Annotated in this window: 16 protein-coding genes and 1 pseudogene; 14 read left to right on the top strand and 3 right to left on the bottom strand. The window is 37.0% G+C overall.

What is annotated here, in order from left to right:
- Positions 1-158: 158 nt before the first annotated feature.
- Positions 159-1,460, top strand: a complete 1,302-nt coding sequence (locus tag LZ575_RS19780) for a TIGR02281 family clan AA aspartic protease (protein WP_235326754.1) — start codon at positions 159-161, stop codon at positions 1,458-1,460.
- A gap of 124 nt (positions 1,461-1,584) precedes the next feature.
- Here the strand turns inward: LZ575_RS19780 and LZ575_RS19775 are convergent, their stop codons facing one another.
- Positions 1,585-2,043 (bottom strand): SRPBCC domain-containing protein, encoded by a 459-nt coding sequence (locus LZ575_RS19775; RefSeq protein ID WP_235326752.1) that lies wholly within the window; start codon positions 2,041-2,043, stop codon positions 1,585-1,587.
- 162 nt (positions 2,044-2,205) lie between these two features.
- Here LZ575_RS19775 and LZ575_RS19770 point away from each other — a divergent pair.
- The 4 genes and pseudogenes from LZ575_RS19770 to LZ575_RS19755 all read left to right on the top strand — a co-directional run bounded on the left by LZ575_RS19770 (position 2,206) and on the right by LZ575_RS19755 (position 5,062).
- A pseudogene (locus tag LZ575_RS19770) lies at positions 2,206-3,676 on the top strand (SLC13 family permease).
- Positions 3,677-3,895: 219 nt separating this feature from the next.
- Positions 3,896-4,069 (top strand): hypothetical protein, encoded by a 174-nt coding sequence (locus LZ575_RS19765; RefSeq protein ID WP_235326750.1) that lies wholly within the window; start codon positions 3,896-3,898, stop codon positions 4,067-4,069.
- Between the two features lie 137 nt (positions 4,070-4,206).
- Entirely contained in the window at positions 4,207-4,410 is a 204-nt protein-coding gene (locus LZ575_RS19760) for a hypothetical protein (RefSeq protein WP_235326749.1), read from the top strand.
- A gap of 106 nt (positions 4,411-4,516) precedes the next feature.
- Positions 4,517-5,062 carry an SHOCT domain-containing protein gene (locus LZ575_RS19755; RefSeq protein ID WP_235326747.1) on the top strand — a complete coding sequence of 182 codons (546 nt, stop codon included), beginning with the start codon at positions 4,517-4,519 and terminating at the stop codon, positions 5,060-5,062.
- A gap of 85 nt (positions 5,063-5,147) precedes the next feature.
- Here the strand turns inward: LZ575_RS19755 and LZ575_RS19750 are convergent, their stop codons facing one another.
- Complete coding sequence (locus LZ575_RS19750) at positions 5,148-5,633, bottom strand: transposase (protein WP_235324925.1); 486 nt, start codon at positions 5,631-5,633, stop codon at positions 5,148-5,150.
- 17 nt (positions 5,634-5,650) lie between these two features.
- Entirely contained in the window at positions 5,651-6,730 is a 1,080-nt protein-coding gene (locus LZ575_RS19745; RefSeq protein ID WP_235324926.1) for a transposase, read from the bottom strand.
- Positions 6,731-7,005: 275 nt separating this feature from the next.
- Here LZ575_RS19745 and LZ575_RS19740 point away from each other — a divergent pair, with 275 nt between their 5' ends.
- The 9 genes from LZ575_RS19740 (at position 7,006) to LZ575_RS19700 (ending at position 15,971) form a co-directional block, all read left to right on the top strand.
- Entirely contained in the window at positions 7,006-7,575 is a 570-nt protein-coding gene (locus LZ575_RS19740) for a hypothetical protein (protein ID WP_235326745.1), read from the top strand.
- Positions 7,576-7,724: 149 nt separating this feature from the next.
- Positions 7,725-8,024 carry a hypothetical protein gene (locus LZ575_RS19735; RefSeq protein ID WP_235326743.1) on the top strand — a complete coding sequence of 100 codons (300 nt, stop codon included), beginning with the start codon at positions 7,725-7,727 and terminating at the stop codon, positions 8,022-8,024.
- A gap of 649 nt (positions 8,025-8,673) precedes the next feature.
- Entirely contained in the window at positions 8,674-9,156 is a 483-nt protein-coding gene (locus LZ575_RS19730; RefSeq protein WP_235326740.1) for a hypothetical protein, read from the top strand.
- A 178-nt stretch (positions 9,157-9,334) separates the two neighbouring features.
- Positions 9,335-9,880 carry a hypothetical protein gene (locus LZ575_RS19725; protein WP_235326738.1) on the top strand — a complete coding sequence of 182 codons (546 nt, stop codon included), beginning with the start codon at positions 9,335-9,337 and terminating at the stop codon, positions 9,878-9,880.
- A gap of 185 nt (positions 9,881-10,065) precedes the next feature.
- The gene (locus LZ575_RS19720) at positions 10,066-10,899 is read left to right on the top strand and encodes a hypothetical protein (protein ID WP_235326736.1); all 834 of its coding nucleotides are present in this window, start codon (positions 10,066-10,068) and stop codon (positions 10,897-10,899) included.
- 182 nt (positions 10,900-11,081) lie between these two features.
- Positions 11,082-11,297 (top strand): hypothetical protein, encoded by a 216-nt coding sequence (locus LZ575_RS19715; protein WP_235326734.1) that lies wholly within the window; start codon positions 11,082-11,084, stop codon positions 11,295-11,297.
- A gap of 100 nt (positions 11,298-11,397) precedes the next feature.
- Positions 11,398-12,618 carry an alpha/beta hydrolase-fold protein gene (locus LZ575_RS19710; protein WP_235326732.1) on the top strand — a complete coding sequence of 407 codons (1,221 nt, stop codon included), beginning with the start codon at positions 11,398-11,400 and terminating at the stop codon, positions 12,616-12,618.
- A 133-nt stretch (positions 12,619-12,751) separates the two neighbouring features.
- On the top strand, positions 12,752-13,612 hold the full coding sequence (locus LZ575_RS19705; RefSeq protein WP_235326730.1) for a hypothetical protein: 861 nt from the start codon (positions 12,752-12,754) through the stop codon (positions 13,610-13,612).
- 202 nt (positions 13,613-13,814) lie between these two features.
- Entirely contained in the window at positions 13,815-15,971 is a 2,157-nt protein-coding gene (locus LZ575_RS19700) for a T9SS type B sorting domain-containing protein (protein ID WP_235326728.1), read from the top strand.
- The last annotated feature ends 82 nt before the right edge of the window (positions 15,972-16,053 follow it).

Raw genomic sequence — 16,053 nt, 5'->3', positions numbered from 1 at the left:
GTAAATTATCTATTTTCAGATATACTGATCTTTAGAATTATTTTTTTCAGATATATTATTCTGAAAAAATTTGCTACTTCTACCAATTTCTGTGGAACCTTAATTTAAATTTTAGAAATTTACTTCTGCCGCAGGATTTCATAAATTTAATTCCTATTATGAAGATTAGTATCAAAAGTTTTACAATAAGTTCTATTATTCTTCTCCTGTTGATTGGCTCCTGTAAGTCTGGTTCGGTACGGGGCGGGCAGGAGAATTTCGTTGTTGCGCAAATTGATTCCCTTCTCGAGCATAAAAACTTCTTCGCTGCCAGGAAGCTCTATCAACAAAATTTTCAAAATCTTTCTGAATTTGAAAAGTTGAAAGCAGGTGTTTTCCTGGATTATGCTTTTAATAGATCTGATTCTTCCGCTTATAAATCAGAAATTTTATTTTCCCGTTTTAAAGATAGGCTCAGGGATTCAATGGAATATGAAATAAAAGCCCTGGCCCACATCAATCACTCCCGGGAGTACGAATACAAAAAGGCCAAAGAATCATTGCAGCAATTACTGGCAAACTATGACAGTTTCATTTCCGAAGAGGAAAAGAAAGATCTTCAAAACACGTTGATAATATGGAAAGCCTTACAGGATCAACCGAAACAGAGGGTTGTAAAAAATGACAGGCTGGAACTTCCTCTTTTTATAGACAAAGCCAGCCTTAAAAATTTGACGGTAACTTCGGGAGATGTAAAGGAAAATTTCATTTTTGATACAGGAGCTAATATTTCTACAATTTCAGAAACCACAGCAGAAAAATTCGGAGTAAAAGTACTGTCTGGAAGTTTTGAGGTAGATGCGATTACCGGGAATAAAATTAACTCACAAATTGGCATTGCACCCCGGCTGGAGATAGGACCCGTAATTATTTATAATGCGGTATGCCTCATCTTTCCCGACGATGCGCTTTCAATCTCACAACTTGATTATCAAATTAATGGTATTCTTGGTTTTCCTGTTTTAGAAGCCCTGGATGAGATCCAGATCACCAGGGATAATATTCTTATTGTACCTGTTGAACAAACCCATTCCCGGGAGGGAAACCTTGCCATTGATTTCCTCACCCCTCTACTTTTCCTCAAAGACAACCAGGGCGCCGGAGTTTATACTTTTGACATAAGTGCTACAGAGAGCATGTTGTACGACACCTATTTTAAAAAACACAGGGCAGAGCTGGAAAATGCGGCGGAAGTGGATTATTCTTTTGGCGGTGCGGGAGGTGTTACTACTAAAAAAGGCCTCTACACCAGCTTTTCTCCCATAGTTAACGGGAGAGCGATAAAGCTGGACCAGGTAATTGTTCTTAAAGAAGCGGTTACCCCTAATAATTATTTCTACGGAAATATTGGCCAGGACCTGATAGACAAGTTTGAAAAGATGATCATCAACTTCGACAAGATGTTCCTCAGCTTTGAGTAAAACTGAAATTTCATCAGAATTCTAAAATCTGAAGCTCAATCCAGCAGTGGAATTCTCCTTACCCCCACCCGACTCATTAATCTTCTTTATTGATAATTAATTTTGCCCCGCTATCTCTTTCAGCTTAAAATTCTCCTTTTTTAAACTCAAACGCTCCCTTTCTCAGGTTGATCCCGTATTCCAGGTAAGCTTTCAGGCAGGCGAGAAAATTTGCCCAGCCTTCAGTATTGCCGCCATACCAGGTGATCCCAGCATCATCGGCTTCCATCTTACCTTCAGTTACTTTGACAAGCGTACTTTTATCGGGCATTTCCATTAAAGTGATCTCCACTTTTAGTTTCTTTCCCTTGGCTCCCTCCCATTTAAAAGCAACAAATTCGTTAGGGATAACTTTGTTTACTTCAATAAGAACATCTCCTTCAAATTCGGGAAATTTCCAGTTTACAGAGGTTCCCTCCACAAGGTTTCCGGTACTTTCTGAAATAAAATAATTGGACATTTTTGCCGGGTCTACTATAGCTTCATAAACTTCCGCCCTCGATTTTGCTATCTGGATCCCTGTTTTTATTTCTAATTTTTCCATTTCTTCTATTGTTTAGTCTCAGCGAATATTAAATATACTAAAATCCTTCGGCTTCATCTTTAGAAGAGCACCAACAATCTACTAAGCAATAAAATGTCTCTCTGCCCTTAATTGCCTCTGATATTTTAATATCTTTCAGGACCATTTATTAAAGTCTGCTGAATGAACGGAGTCTTAAGATCTCTAATCCTGGTCTCCGGACCATTGCTGTTTTTAATCTTACAACTCATTGGTCCTCCCCCATCCATGCCCGAAGCCGCCTGGGATGTACTTGGAGTGACGCTGTGGATGGCGATTTGGTGGGTGACCGAAGTTATTCCAATTGCAGTTACGGCTTTATTACCTATCATTCTTTTCCCTCTCACTGGTGCTTTGTCAATTGATGCAACCACCGCCTCTTACGGGCATAAATATGTTTTCCTGTACCTCGGCGGATTCATAATTGCGGTCGCTATTGAACGATGGAACCTGCACAGGAGGATCGCCCTTATCATTATACAATTTATTGGCAGCAACATTAAGAGGATCATTCTGGGCTTTATGGTGGCCACTGCCTTTCTTTCTATGTGGATTTCAAACACGGCAACATCGGTCATGATGCTTCCTATTGGTGCCGCAATTATAAGTCAGCTACAGGATGATCCCGGCACTACCAAAAATGAGAATGCACTTTTTGGGAAAGCTTTGATGCTGGCGATTGCCTACAGTGCCTCCATAGGAGGAATAGCCACTCTTATTGGCACACCGCCCAACCTGGTCTTTGCCGGGATTGTTGAGGAGATCTATGGAATTAAAATAAGCTTCCTGCAGTGGACGATGCTGGGATTCCCCATTTCGGTCCTGCTGCTATTTATCTGCTGGAAATATCTAACCACCTTTGCCTTTAAATTTGACAAACAGGAATTCCCGGGAGGAAAAGCTGAAATTAACCGCTTAAAAAATGCCCTGGGTAAAACCGGAAAACAGGAGAAGAGAGTACTGGTGGTTTTTAGCCTCACCGCTTTCTTTTGGATAACCCGATCTTTTTTACTTACTCCCTTTATACCTTTTATAGATGACACCATTATTGCCATGGTGGCAGCAGTCTCCTTTTATTATTCCTGCCGGGAAAGGAATGGGGAATTTAATAACCTGGGAGGAAGCTGTAAAGATTCCCTGGGGAATTATTTTGCTCTTTGGAGGCGGTATGGCTCTGGCCAAAGCTTTTGGAGATACCGGGCTGGCAGTATGGATTGGGCAACAACTTGTAAATCTTGAAAACCTGCCGCTGCTGGTTCTTATTCTTGTATTGGTCACAGCTGTAAACTTTTTAACTGAAGTTACTTCAAACCTTGCTACTACCGCCATGTTACTTCCCATACTTGCTACCATGGCCATAGCTCTCAACGTTCACCCTTATATGCTTATGGTGAGCGCAACCCTCGCCGCCTCCTGTGCTTTTATGTTACCCGTTGCCACCCCTCCAAATGCCGTTGTCTTTGGGTCGGGACATTTGCGTATTCCCGACATGATGAAAGCAGGCCTCTGGATGAACCTGCTCTCTATCCTTCTCATTACTCTTTTCATCTATTGGGCCCTGCCATTGCTGTGGGACTTTGACCCCGCCACTATACCTCAAAAGCTCCGGGTGTAACTTCTTTTATTTATTACCTGCTGACTTAAAAAATTTTATTAGATTTACCTTAACAAAATTTTAAGGTTCTTTCCTGTCCCTAAAAGGAAGCCTTTCTAAAGAAAAAATTCCTGTTTTTGGGGACCACTACCGCTATTAATTATTCATTCAGGAACTACTCCTTTTATCACGGGAGCACAGGTTCTGTTTCCATTAATCAATTCTATTTAAACTTTTAAAATGAAGATCATCATCTACAAATTCATTCTTGCATTTATTAGCACCTGCGGAATTTCCCAGGCGCAGGAATTTGAAGTCCCACAGCAGGTAAAACTTGAAACTGCTGACGATTACCGTGAATATCAACCCACTGTTCTTGCTAAGCATCACCTGGCTGGAAAATACTCCTGTTAATGAACAGCCGGAAAAAAGGGAAAAAACCAGTAAGTTCCTAATGAAATATATGAGCGGTGTTCCTGACTTTTCCATAGCCATTTTCCCCTTCCAGATGGATCACACTGAGAAAAACCCTGAGTTGCTAATGGCCTTCCTTGGCGGCTGGACCCGCTTTGCCCTCGAGAATCCTGCTGAAAAAGATAATGCCGTACTCGCCAATAAAGCTTAGCTTTAAAAGTCTGCTCAAGGTTTATGCGATGAATAAAGAAAAAAGACTGAAGAAGGACAAGAAGGTGGAGAAACTATTGAAGATGGATGATGCAGCACTTGAGAAATGGATCACGAAGGAGTTGGGGTAATCACATGGTGATAAGGAGAGGAGATATAATAGAGTTAAATGTGATATTACATTTATGGATATGTTGTAACACATTTAATAACTGTTAAATACTAAAACTAAAAATTATGAAAAAAATTACCTTTTTACTTCTTGCCTTACTGACATTAAATGCAGTCCAAGCCCAGAAAAAAGTTGAAAAATTAGATGAATTTACCGCCTCCAACGGAATTACATATAAAGTTGGAGATGAAATTAAATTGGGACGAGGTTCCGATACGGACGGCAGGTTTGTGTACGTGAATATGGGAGGTTGGGGAACAGTTCTAGCAGCAACTAGTGATGCAAATTATAATGCAGAGCAAAATAGATTAGGTGCTGCAAATTCCGGATTGATTGTTACAATTAAGAAAATTAAGAAGTACGATCAAAAACGCTACAAGGGAGTGTATTTTACTGTTGGAGGAGGAAATATTACAAATTATGTGATTGACATTGAAAACGCAATAGCAACTTGTGAAGTAGAAAACTGTAAGGATAATGAAAATATTGCTCAATCGTCAACTGATAAATATGATCAACTTGAAAAAATAAAGAAATTGTTTGACAATGGAGTCTTGTCAAAAGAAGAATACGAGGCTGAAAAGAAAAAAGTTCTCGAGAAAGGCAACTGATAAAAACGTGTGACAACAACAGTAACCGTTGCACAAGCCTATAATTTCCTCTACAAACAAGATTTCCTATTATATTTAAAGCTTTTTAAGCAAGTGATGCTCTATTCACAAACACTTTTTGGGAAGAAAAAAGGAGGATCAAAACAGCTTGAAAAGCCATTAATTCAGCTTTTATAATAGAAGGAGCGGCGTCTTGGCATTTTTGCAGGGCATTTGCCCCGGACTTGACTTTCCTTGTGGTAAACTTCAGGTACTTCTTCAGGTTATACGCAATGGCGGCCAGGTGCATACATTTGTTGGCCTGGCGAATTCCGATGGTATTTACTTTTCTTAGTCCCAGGAATTCTTTAAGGGTACCAAAAACGGGTTCTACCGTGCCTTGTCGTTTGCCTTTCATATAGCGGCCACGCCTGCTTTTTACCCGTTCAATATTTCTTTCGTATTCTTCCCGAAAGGCGGTAATATTGATCCTTTTTTCGTGGCTCTTGCCAATGCAGGCTTTTTTTATTGGGCAGTCTTTACAATCTGCTCTTGTAGTAAAATAGTTATCCTTTAAGTTTCCATTCTCCATTTTCTGCTTCCGGAAGGTTACCTTTTTCCTTGCGGGCACAGCCAGTAGTTGCCCTCTTTAAAATATTGGAACCCTTCAGGTCCTCCTTTGTAAGTGCCGTGTGGTGGAATATAGGGTGTAAGACCTTTATTTTCCAGGTATGCATAATTCTCCCCACTGCTATAACCTGCATCTGCCAGCAGATTTTCCCAGATCAATCCTTCCCTGCGTAAACGCCTGTTCAATCTTGTAACAGTATCCTTTAAATATTTTGTGTCTTTCTTATCTGCATGGTAGGCCTGTACATCTGTTATTACGTGGGCTTTAGTATCTACGGCTATATTGCAGAGGTAGTTAAGTTTCCTGGCTTTTCCGGGTTTGACACTGATCCTTGCATCAGGATCTGTGGGGCTGTAGTGGGTTTTGTTGCTGGTATATTTACTGCCTTTGTTCTTTGCACCGGGTTTCATATCCTGGTCCTTACTCCATCTTTTATTACGGCTCTTAATTTCCTGTAATTCTTGTTTACTGGCGGTAATTTCCTGTTGTTCTTTAGGGGCTTTGTTCTCTTTGGCTTTTCGGTCCCTGCTGCTTTGCACACGCAGCTTTGAGAGATGCTCTTCAAGATCTTCTGCCGGGACTTTAAGCTCCAGGCTATCCATAGAAGCATTGGCTTTAACAGGAGCTGAATCAATGGCTTGTGTATGCCCGCTTACCAATCCTGCTTCTACACATAGTTTAAAAACCCGGGTGAATACTTCCTCAAAGACATCATCGGTAAAAAGCTTTCGGGTACGGCTTATGGTGCTGTGCCAGGGTAGTTCTTCATCTACATCATACCCAAGGAAATAAAGGATGTCCAGCCGCATTGCACAATGATCCATTACGCCACGATCTGTAGTAATATTCTCAAGATATCCCACCAGGCAGATCTTGAAATACACCACGGGGTCGATACTTTTTTGTCCGCTCTCCCCATAGAACTGGTGGGTGAGTGGATAAAGGAAATCCAGGTTGAGAGCCTCTTTTAACCTGCGATAAAAATTTTCTTTTGGGATTCGATCACTTAACCTAAAGGAAGTGAAGAGTTTTTCCTGATAGTCTTTTTTGCCTTGCATTCCATGAAATTACCTAATTTCGGTAACTTGTGCAACAGGCACAGTATTTAAAAACAATGCTAAACCTAGGTTTTGAATCGAAACTCCGTGCTTGCTTGCAACACGTGATTGTCCTGCGTACAATCATTCTCGCCAACTCGCATTGTTTTTATACGCAACGTTGAGCATCCATTCAATAAAAACAGATGAAGAAGACATTACTGATATTAATCCTGACCATTTCATTTTCTGTCAGTTCCCAAAGTAATACCGAAATTGATTCACTTTCGTTTAAAATGTGTGAGCTTTTAAAGATTCAGGAAGTTCAAATTGATAGTCTGAAGGTTGAGCGCGTATTTGAACAAAGCTTTTATCCTTATTTAGAAAATATTGATCCGGAGAAAATTGATAAAATTTTCAATAAAGTTTACTTCCGCTTCCAGAGAAATTGTCCTGAATTTAGAGCAATTTTAAATAGAATGTATCCTCCTAAAGATGATGTAGCTTTTCAAAAAACTGAACCAGTGTCGGAAATGACAAGCAGCCAATTAGCCGATTTTAAGAAACAGAAAAGGTTTACCTATAAAGAGGTTGATGGTGAGGTAACAGAGGTAGAATTAAAAAATGATCAATGGATAGATCATTTTATAGATCAAACCTTTTCAAAATTGAGGTTGGAATGGATTTCTGATCACAAATTTCAACTAACTTTCATTGACAGTAATAACCTTAGCAGATCCAATTTTAGCTTTCCCGGTGATAAGATTATTTATAAAGTACTCGCAAAAAAAGAAGGATATTATCTTCTGAGCGTAAATATTGAAGGTCAGGAAGAGTTTGAAATATTTAAACTGTACTTTCTGTAAATAAGTATTCTTACCTTGAAAACATAATGCTGTACCGGGGCTTAATTGTAGGATTTGAATAAATGAAAAATATTTCTAATAGGTAGAGTAGAAGAGTTCTAATAATTAAAAAAAACTATCAATAATTTACTTAAAAAAACCATCAAACCATGAAAAAATTATATGTACTATCCGTGGCCTTCCTCCTTTTAAGCTGCAATTCAAATGAAAAAAAATTCCCAGCAGTAACCTCAAAGGTGGCTGCCTCCAATATAGAAATGGCTAAATCTACTGTTGATCAAATGTTTGAAAATGCACATCATTATGAGAATAAAAAAATAATGGCTCCATATGGCTCCAAAGTGAGTACACAATTGGATTCTATAAAACTAAAACTCACCGATCGGGAACTAAAGGAAATTAAGGAATACGCTGAAAAGAAATTTGATGAACAATATCCTCAGTCTTAATTTGGAATCTAAAATAGATTTCAGGAAAACTGCAAAAACTTTGGAGAAAAGCACACCTTAATCTTACTAAGATAAAACTCGATAGAAATCGAGTGATCACTTGCTACGCTATTCCCCCGGGTGGAAATCTTAAGAGGTTGGTTACTCAATTAAGGGAAGAAATTAACTTTTATCTAAAAAACATGAATGACCATATAAAAATTTTAACCAACTAGTTCCATAGTGGTAAATGGGGTTGTACAACTTTTGAATGAAGAAAAACCCTCTAAATTGTCAAAGATAGTGTTGAATCAGGAAGGCTCGGAGGTTTTGGAATTACTCCAAATAATGTAGAGCTGTAGATTAAGAAATACTTTTCAAAAAACATATGATAAAATTAAATCAGAATCAGATCCTGGGAATTGGAATCATATTAGTAGGAACGACTGTTCCCTTTCTAAATGACAGTGAAAGTTTATTATTAGGGGTGCCATCCGGTATAGCGGCCGCTGTAGGTATAGCCCTAATTTTCAAATGGATACCTTTTAAAAAAAGCACATCCTGATTCTTCTGCCGCTGTTCCCTTTGGCCGAAATCTGCAGACAACAACGCCTGACAGACCGCAATGGTTTTATACCATATCTAGTGCAAAAACAACTAAATTAAAAATTTGAGAAAAAAAGAAATATTTTGGCTAATTGGAACAGTAAGTTTCGTTTTGATTTTCACAATAGCAGTTTTCGGAATTGACGGACTTAAATCTGACGCAGTTGTTGATATAAATGTTTACGACACTTATTATGTAATTGCAATTATTCATCTAATTATTCCATTCATATCCCTGACTTTTTTTACTGTTTACCTAATTAGAATGTTAGGTCGTAATTTTAAGAACCTGACCGCGAATCTAATTTTTATGGTTTCGGACATCACTCTGATTATGGTTATCACATTTCTTATTTCTTTAATAAGTTCTATACAAGAAATTCCTGGCTCAACCGAATATCCACCTTTGAGTGGCGGAAGTGTTGAAAATTCCGGAGATATATGGAATAATGTATACAACGTTTTATTAGTTATACAGGTATTTTTAATAATTCTGCTGACAATTAGCGGAATAAAAACTGGATTAAATTACAAACGAGTGAAGTAAAAAACCTTGTGCATACGACAGTATAAGCAGATCTCTAATCGATCCTCCATGCTAGCTTGCAAGCACTGTTCATATGAGACGTTGATTACAAATAAAACTAATTTATATGAAGAATTGAATTATATCAGGTACAGATGTTCAAAGTAAATATTTAATCCCAACTGAAAAATCAGTCTGGTTGACCGATCAAAATAAAAATGTAAATATTCAGGAACTTATTGCAACTAGCAGTCTCGGGACCATAAATAGTATCCGATATGATGATCTTCAGGAAATTATTTTTGATGATACGGACTCTACTATTGAATTTAAATTTAAAAATGATAACGTGCCGGAAGAAAAGTATCAAATCCAAAGATCTGTTTATTCAGAAATAAAAGATTTTTTAAAAAATAACTTAAGAGGAACTGAAGTACAGGACTATTCTATTTTAAAACAGATTCTTCCTCACTTAATAATTTTAGGAATTTCAGTTGTCTTAATTGTTGCCACTTATATTTCTGCTGTGGAATTACAGAAAGGCGAGAGTATAAGGATTTCTGGAAGAAGAGCTTTTTTAAAGGGCATAATAGTTTCAAGTGCGGAAGTATTAGGACTAATAGGAACTATAGTTATTGGAATTTTAATAATATCATCTTTGATATATTTTATTATTAAGAAATATCAAAATCCAAAGAAAGGAGAAATAATAAAAATTAAGAGAGCACCGCAATTAACACTATAAAATACTTCACACAACACTATTGGAATACAGTGATCAAACCTGTCGTGAATCAAAAGTTAGTGCTCGTTTGCTCAGCAGATTGTACTGCCGCTGTTACCTTTGGCCGAAATTTAATGACACTCAAGACCGTCAATTTCCTTGTTTTTTCTAACCACAGCTTAACAGCTTAAACCATATCCATAATTATGAAAAAATTACTTCTACCATTCTTGTTCCTTGCTTTTTCATTAAATGCACAGCAAAAAGAAACTGTGGATTTAAAATGGAAAATATCTGATACCCTTACTTATAACACCGTTATGAGAGACCTAATTTCTGAAGATAAAGAGGAAGCAGAGAATGATTCTGTTCCACATGATATGAGCGGGATGTTGAAAGCAATGCATGCCCGTTTTTCTAATTTAAAATATGAAACAAAGCTGTTTCCCGACAAAAATGGAAATGTTGACATAGCCGTCATGCTTAAAAAAGCTGATGCTGACTCATCTGAAACATTTTTATCTCAGTTGGCAAAACTGAACGGAAATGTGTTCCTTCGGGGAAAAGTTAGTGAGGAGGGAGAATTATTAAGTTTTTACTATAACCGAATCCAAAGCAATTACATTTCATTCTTATTTGAACTTCCCAAAAACCCAGTCAAAGTAGGAGATAATTGGAAATTAAATGTCAATATGATCTCCCTGGACCCAAACTTTAAAGCTGATTCTCTTTACAGGAAAAATAGTGTTCAACTAAAAGACCTAAAAACCGTAAACGGGAATAAAATTGCAGTAATTGAATATGACCTTGAAGAGTTTGTGTCAGGTGATTTTGAAAACAGAATGATGGCAATGTTTTCAAAAGAACAGGCAGGCAAAAAAAGATATATGAAAATGTCTTATAAAGCAATTGGGGAATTTGACATAGAAAATGGGCAATGGATTTTATATGATGGAGCTATGGAAACAGAAACAAATTTCTCACCTATGGGAATTAGTGGAAACAAACGAACTGAATTTAAGCTGACACCTGATAATTAATTGTGAGCACCCCAAATAATTATGTTATATTAAATAATCTTTAAGCCATGATTAATTTCTTACGTGCAACGCCTGAATGATGTTTGCTGCTCCCTACGGTCAAAAGTTGAGGATAATCACGCTGCCAGATCGAACTGTTTTTATACGAGAATTAAAACATTAAACACTGAAATAATTCAAATATGAAAAGCTCAAATTTTATCCTTTTTACTAGCTTTCTTGCAATTTCGATTTGCATGAACGCCCAGACAATTGAAGGAAACTATCAGGTCGAGGATATCCAAATGGCTGTTGCTGATATTGGAATTACATATTCATTTAAACCGGATGGAACTTTTCGAGAAACGATCCACGAGCATCTTGATCATAAAACCTATCAGGAGGAACTTTTGAATTAAAGAAAGTTAAAACTTCCTTCTCTCTATTAACATCTATATATTTTAAAAGTTCGAGCTATCCGGAACATTTCGGCAAGTGAAATAAATTTAAAAACCATCCATGAAATTCAGCCTTCTGTTCACGTTTATTTTATTCAGTTTTTCAAGCTATTCTCAAAAGGACATTAAAATAGGTAAAACCGAAACCATTTATTCAGAATTATTAAAAGAAGACCGGATCCTGGAAATTCACCTACCTAAAAATTATGGGGATTCAGACAAAACTTATCCAGTTCTTTATTTACTCGACAGCTATTATAATTTCTCTCATGCTGTAGGAAGTGTGGAATATCTGCAATTAAACAGGCTTATCCCTGAAAGGATTATTGTAGGGATAAGAAATACCCGTCGTACCCGTGACCTTACCCCTGAATCTCCTGAATTGAGTGCGGAAGAGCGGAAAAGAATGGGAACAACCGGGGGAGCTCTTAACTTTATGGCTTTTCTCGAAAAAGAATTAATTCCTCACGTAGAAAATAATTATAAAGCCGCAACACACCGGATCATCGTTGGACATTCTTTGGGAGGACTTTTCAATGTGTATACCTTTTTTAAAAATCCGCAATTATTTGATGCTTATCTCACCATAAGCCCAAGTTTATGGTTCCCGAATGAATTGATTTCAACAAATTTTGAAGATGTTTTCACTACTCCTTCCAAATTAAGCGGAACCTTCTATATGACCCTGGCAAATGAAAATAAAGGAAACATGCGCGGGAACGTTCTTAAACTAAGTGGAGAATTTAACAATTATATAAATGCTCATAAAGAGGCCGACCTTAGCTTTAAATATGAACCAATGCCCGAAGAATCCCACGGCTCTATTGGCCTGCCTTCCATCTATTTTGGTTTGCGCTATATTTTTGAGCCTATACAATATGAAATTCCCAGGACAAAAGAGGAAATATTGGCGCAGGGAGGTCCTGATGCTGCCATTAGCAAGGCGGTGACTTATTTTGAAGATTTATCAACGAAGTATAGATTTGAAGTGACCAATGAGTACGCTTTAACAGACCTTGGTTATGCCTTTTTAAGATTAGAGGATCTAAAGGAATATTCCGTAAATGCCTTTAAAGCAAATGTTGAAGCACATCCGGAATCTTTCGATGCCTACTCTAATCTAGGAATGGCTTACGAGGAACTCGGTGATTTACAAAAAGCGAAAACCAATTACGAGAAAGTCTTAAGACTCGTCCTTAAAACGGAAGATCCGGAATGGGAATTTTATAAGACAGATTTGGATAATGTGGAAAAGAAGATAGCCGCAAAGGCTGGCAGGTAGATGGCTTGTGTTGCGCTGGTCCTTCGACAGACACCTGTGGAAAATTCTATATACTGTATTCTGTTTTAAGCTAGCATCAAGCAAAATATTTAAAAATGTTTTTATACGATTCAATTCCCCCAACCGCAATTTTATGAAGAATTTTCTGCTAACACTTCTATTTTTTTTTGCAATTTCAAATTTTGCTCAAAATGAAGCCAATATCTGGTATTTTGGATTTAATGCAGGTTTAGATTTTAATAGTGGTACTGCTGTGGTTTTATTAGATGGGGAATTATCAACTAATGAAGGTTGTGCTTCTATTTCTGACAGTGGGGGAAACCTGCTATTTTACACGGACGGAATTACAGTTTACAATAAAAATCATGCTGTTATGCAAAATGGTACAGGATTAAGAGGAGATCCTTCCAGTACTCACTCTGCCATTATAGTACCAAAACCAGGAACAACAAATAACTATTATATTTTCACGCTTGATGCCCTTTCCCTCGGAGGCGCAGGTTCTAATGGTCTACAATATTCAGAGGTAGACATGACCTTAAATGGAGGAATTGGAGCAGTAATAATTAAGAATCAAAGATTACATTCCCGGCTCAACGAAAAAGTTACAGCAGTAAAAAAACCAGATTCAGATGAATATTGGGTGGTTGCTCACAAATATGATAGTTATGAATTCATCACCTTTGATATAACAGCTTCAGGAATAACTACAACACCAATAGTCAGTTCAGTTGGAGCAATCCGTAGCACAAGAACAACAGGACAAATTAAAATATCTCCAAACGGTTCCAAATTGGCTGTTGCCTGGACAGGTATAGGGGTGGAAGTTTTTAACTTTAATATTAATACAGGAAAAGTTGTTAGTCTTATAACAGATTTGTATCCGCCTGGAAATCCTTATGGAATTGAATTTTCTCCCAATAGTAATTTGCTATACGCTTCCTACTATCCTGGGGTGAGCCAGTATAATTTGTTGGCTAAGTTCAGCAGTTGATATTGCGAATTCAGGAGTAGTAATACAAGCTTCAACACGAGAGCCGTTTTCTTCTTTACAGCTGGGGCCTGATGGAAAAATATACGTTGCAAAATCTGATAGGCTATACTTAGATGTTATAGAAAATCCTAATGTTTTAGGACCTGGCTGTAATTACAGGTATAATGAAATATATCTCGATGGAAGAAGTAGCGGCTTAGGGTTGCCTACATTTATTTCCTCATATTTTCAATTTGATGAAATTTCATTTGAAAATACCTGTTTTGGAGATAATACAAAATTTAAACTTTCAGATGCTGTAGATTCTGTAATCTGGAATTTTGGTGACCCTGCTTCCGGAGTCAATAATATATCGACAGATTTAGAACCCATTCATGTCTTTTCAAATCCAGGAACTTATGAAATTAGCCTTAGTGTAACCGTAGGTACAGAATCTGCAACTAAAACCACGACGGTTATTATTTATGATTCTCCAATAGTTGAAGCAGCAGTGGATCTTATCCAATGTGATGATGATTTAGATGGGTTTAGCTCTTTTAATCTGGATGAAGTTATTTCAAAAATAACAACAAATGCAGAAAATGAAACTGTTTCATTTTTTGAATCTCAAATAGATGCAGAAAGCAACGTTAATCCTATTAATATGGGGGAGGTTTACATTAATAAAACTGTAAGTAGAGATCTGGTTTGGGCAAGAGTAGAAAATTTTAATGGTTGTTATAGAACAAGTCAGGTGAACTTAATAGTAAACACTACCCAAATACCTGACACTTTTTCCCATAATTTATACGTTTGTGATGATGACGGGATTTCACTTTTTGATTTAAGTAAGATACAAGCTTCAATAGAAGCCATGTTTCCTGCAGGACAACAATTAATAATCAAATATTACAAAAATGAAGCTGATGCTTTAGCCGAAGAAAATCCAATTATAGATATCTCAAATTACAGGAATATTAACTATCCAAATACCCAGCAGATCTTTATAAGAGTAGAAGATAAACTTACCAATGATTGTGTTGGGTTAGGAGCACATATTAATCTATATGTTGAGTCATTACCTGTAGCAAATCCAGTTACTATTGAGCGACAATGTGATGCCGACCAGGATGGAGAATATCCTTTTAATATATCCCAGGTAGAATCCACGTTAGTTGGAAGGCAGTCAAACGTTACTGTAACCTATTTTGATGAAAATAATAATCCTTTATTAAGCCCTTTACCCAATCCATTTTGGACTAAGAGTCAAATTGTAACTGCAAGAGTAACAAATAATAAAATATTGGATGGAAGTTGCTTTAGTGAAACTGCTTTAGAGTTTATAGTTGAAAAACGCCCCATAGCCAATCCTGTCCCAAATCAAATTTCATGTGATAAAGATAGTGATGATACTGATGGACTTCACGATTTTGATACTTCACAAATTCAGAACCTCGTATTAAATGGGCAAACAGGTTTGGAAGTACAGTACTATGACGAGTCCGGCTTTAATTTACCCAGTCCATTGCCAAATCCATTTGTCTCCGGAACACAAACTATCACAGTTGAAGTTATAAACCCAATAAACTCAACTTGTATTGCAACAACAGAAATAGCATTTATTGTCAACTCATTACCAGATTTTTCAATAGATACACCACAGATGGTGTGTTCTTCTGATCCAACGTTTACAGTAGTTTTAGATCCAGTTGAAACAAATGATTCAGAAATTTTTGACTATGAATGGGTCAAAAAAGATGGTACCTTTTTATCTAATGGATCAACTTTAACAGTTTCTACCCCGGGAACTTACCTGGTAACTCTAACCAAATCAGATGGAACAGGTTGTTCAAGAACAAAAGAGATCTTTGTGAATGCATCAGAATTGCCGACTATTACACCAGATGACATCTCAGTAGTTGATAATTCTAATAATAATACTATCACAGTTAATACTTCATCTCTGGGGCTGGGAGATTATGAGTTTTCTTTAAATAATGAATATTCAAACTTTCAAAATAGTCCAATTTTTGTAAATGTGAGTCCGGGTATCCATACATTGTATGTGCGAGATAAAAAAGGCTGTGGCACCAGCTCTATTAAAGTATCAGTTATAGGTTACTTAAAGTTTTTTACTCCTAACGGAGACGGAATTAATGATTTTTGGCAAATAGAAGGAGTTAACAGTCAATTCCAGACAAATAGCGATATATTTATTTATGACCGTTATGGAAAACTTTTAAAACAATTATCCGCCATTTCTGAGAAATGGGATGGTACTTTTAATGGAAATCAAATGCCCGCAGATGATTATTGGTTTATAGTTTATTTAAGTGATGGAAGATCATTTAAAGGGCATTTTTCCCTGATACGCGAATGATCCCCAACTTATAGAAGATGAAAATGAAGCAAATCTAATCTCTGGAAACAAAAAACTTAATTTAGTCTCCTATTGAAATTAG

It is taken from the genome of Antarcticibacterium sp. 1MA-6-2, assembly GCF_021535135.1.
GTDB lineage: Bacteria > Bacteroidota > Bacteroidia > Flavobacteriales > Flavobacteriaceae > Gillisia.
The sequence above is the reverse complement of the archived record's forward strand: the minus strand, read 5'-3'. Positions and strand labels throughout refer to the sequence as shown.

What these genes read in the sequence shown, in the direction of transcription:
- LZ575_RS19750 (WP_235324925.1), bottom strand. Translation starts at nt 5,633, where the DNA reads ATGGAGAATGGAAACTTAAAGGATAACTATTTTACTACAAGAGCAGAT.
- LZ575_RS19720 (WP_235326736.1), top strand. Translation starts at nt 10,066, where the DNA reads ATGAAAAAATTACTTCTACCATTCTTGTTCCTTGCTTTTTCATTAAAT.
- LZ575_RS19705 (WP_235326730.1), top strand. Translation starts at nt 12,752, where the DNA reads ATGAAGAATTTTCTGCTAACACTTCTATTTTTTTTTGCAATTTCAAAT.
- LZ575_RS19710 (WP_235326732.1), top strand. Translation starts at nt 11,398, where the DNA reads ATGAAATTCAGCCTTCTGTTCACGTTTATTTTATTCAGTTTTTCAAGC.
- LZ575_RS19780 (WP_235326754.1), top strand. Translation starts at nt 159, where the DNA reads ATGAAGATTAGTATCAAAAGTTTTACAATAAGTTCTATTATTCTTCTC.
- LZ575_RS19775 (WP_235326752.1), bottom strand. Translation starts at nt 2,043, where the DNA reads ATGGAAAAATTAGAAATAAAAACAGGGATCCAGATAGCAAAATCGAGG.
- LZ575_RS19715 (WP_235326734.1), top strand. Translation starts at nt 11,082, where the DNA reads ATGAAAAGCTCAAATTTTATCCTTTTTACTAGCTTTCTTGCAATTTCG.
- LZ575_RS19765 (WP_235326750.1), top strand. Translation starts at nt 3,896, where the DNA reads ATGAAGATCATCATCTACAAATTCATTCTTGCATTTATTAGCACCTGC.
- LZ575_RS19735 (WP_235326743.1), top strand. Translation starts at nt 7,725, where the DNA reads ATGAAAAAATTATATGTACTATCCGTGGCCTTCCTCCTTTTAAGCTGC.
- LZ575_RS19740 (WP_235326745.1), top strand. Translation starts at nt 7,006, where the DNA reads ATGTGTGAGCTTTTAAAGATTCAGGAAGTTCAAATTGATAGTCTGAAG.
- LZ575_RS19745 (WP_235324926.1), bottom strand. Translation starts at nt 6,730, where the DNA reads ATGCAAGGCAAAAAAGACTATCAGGAAAAACTCTTCACTTCCTTTAGG.
- LZ575_RS19755 (WP_235326747.1), top strand. Translation starts at nt 4,517, where the DNA reads ATGAAAAAAATTACCTTTTTACTTCTTGCCTTACTGACATTAAATGCA.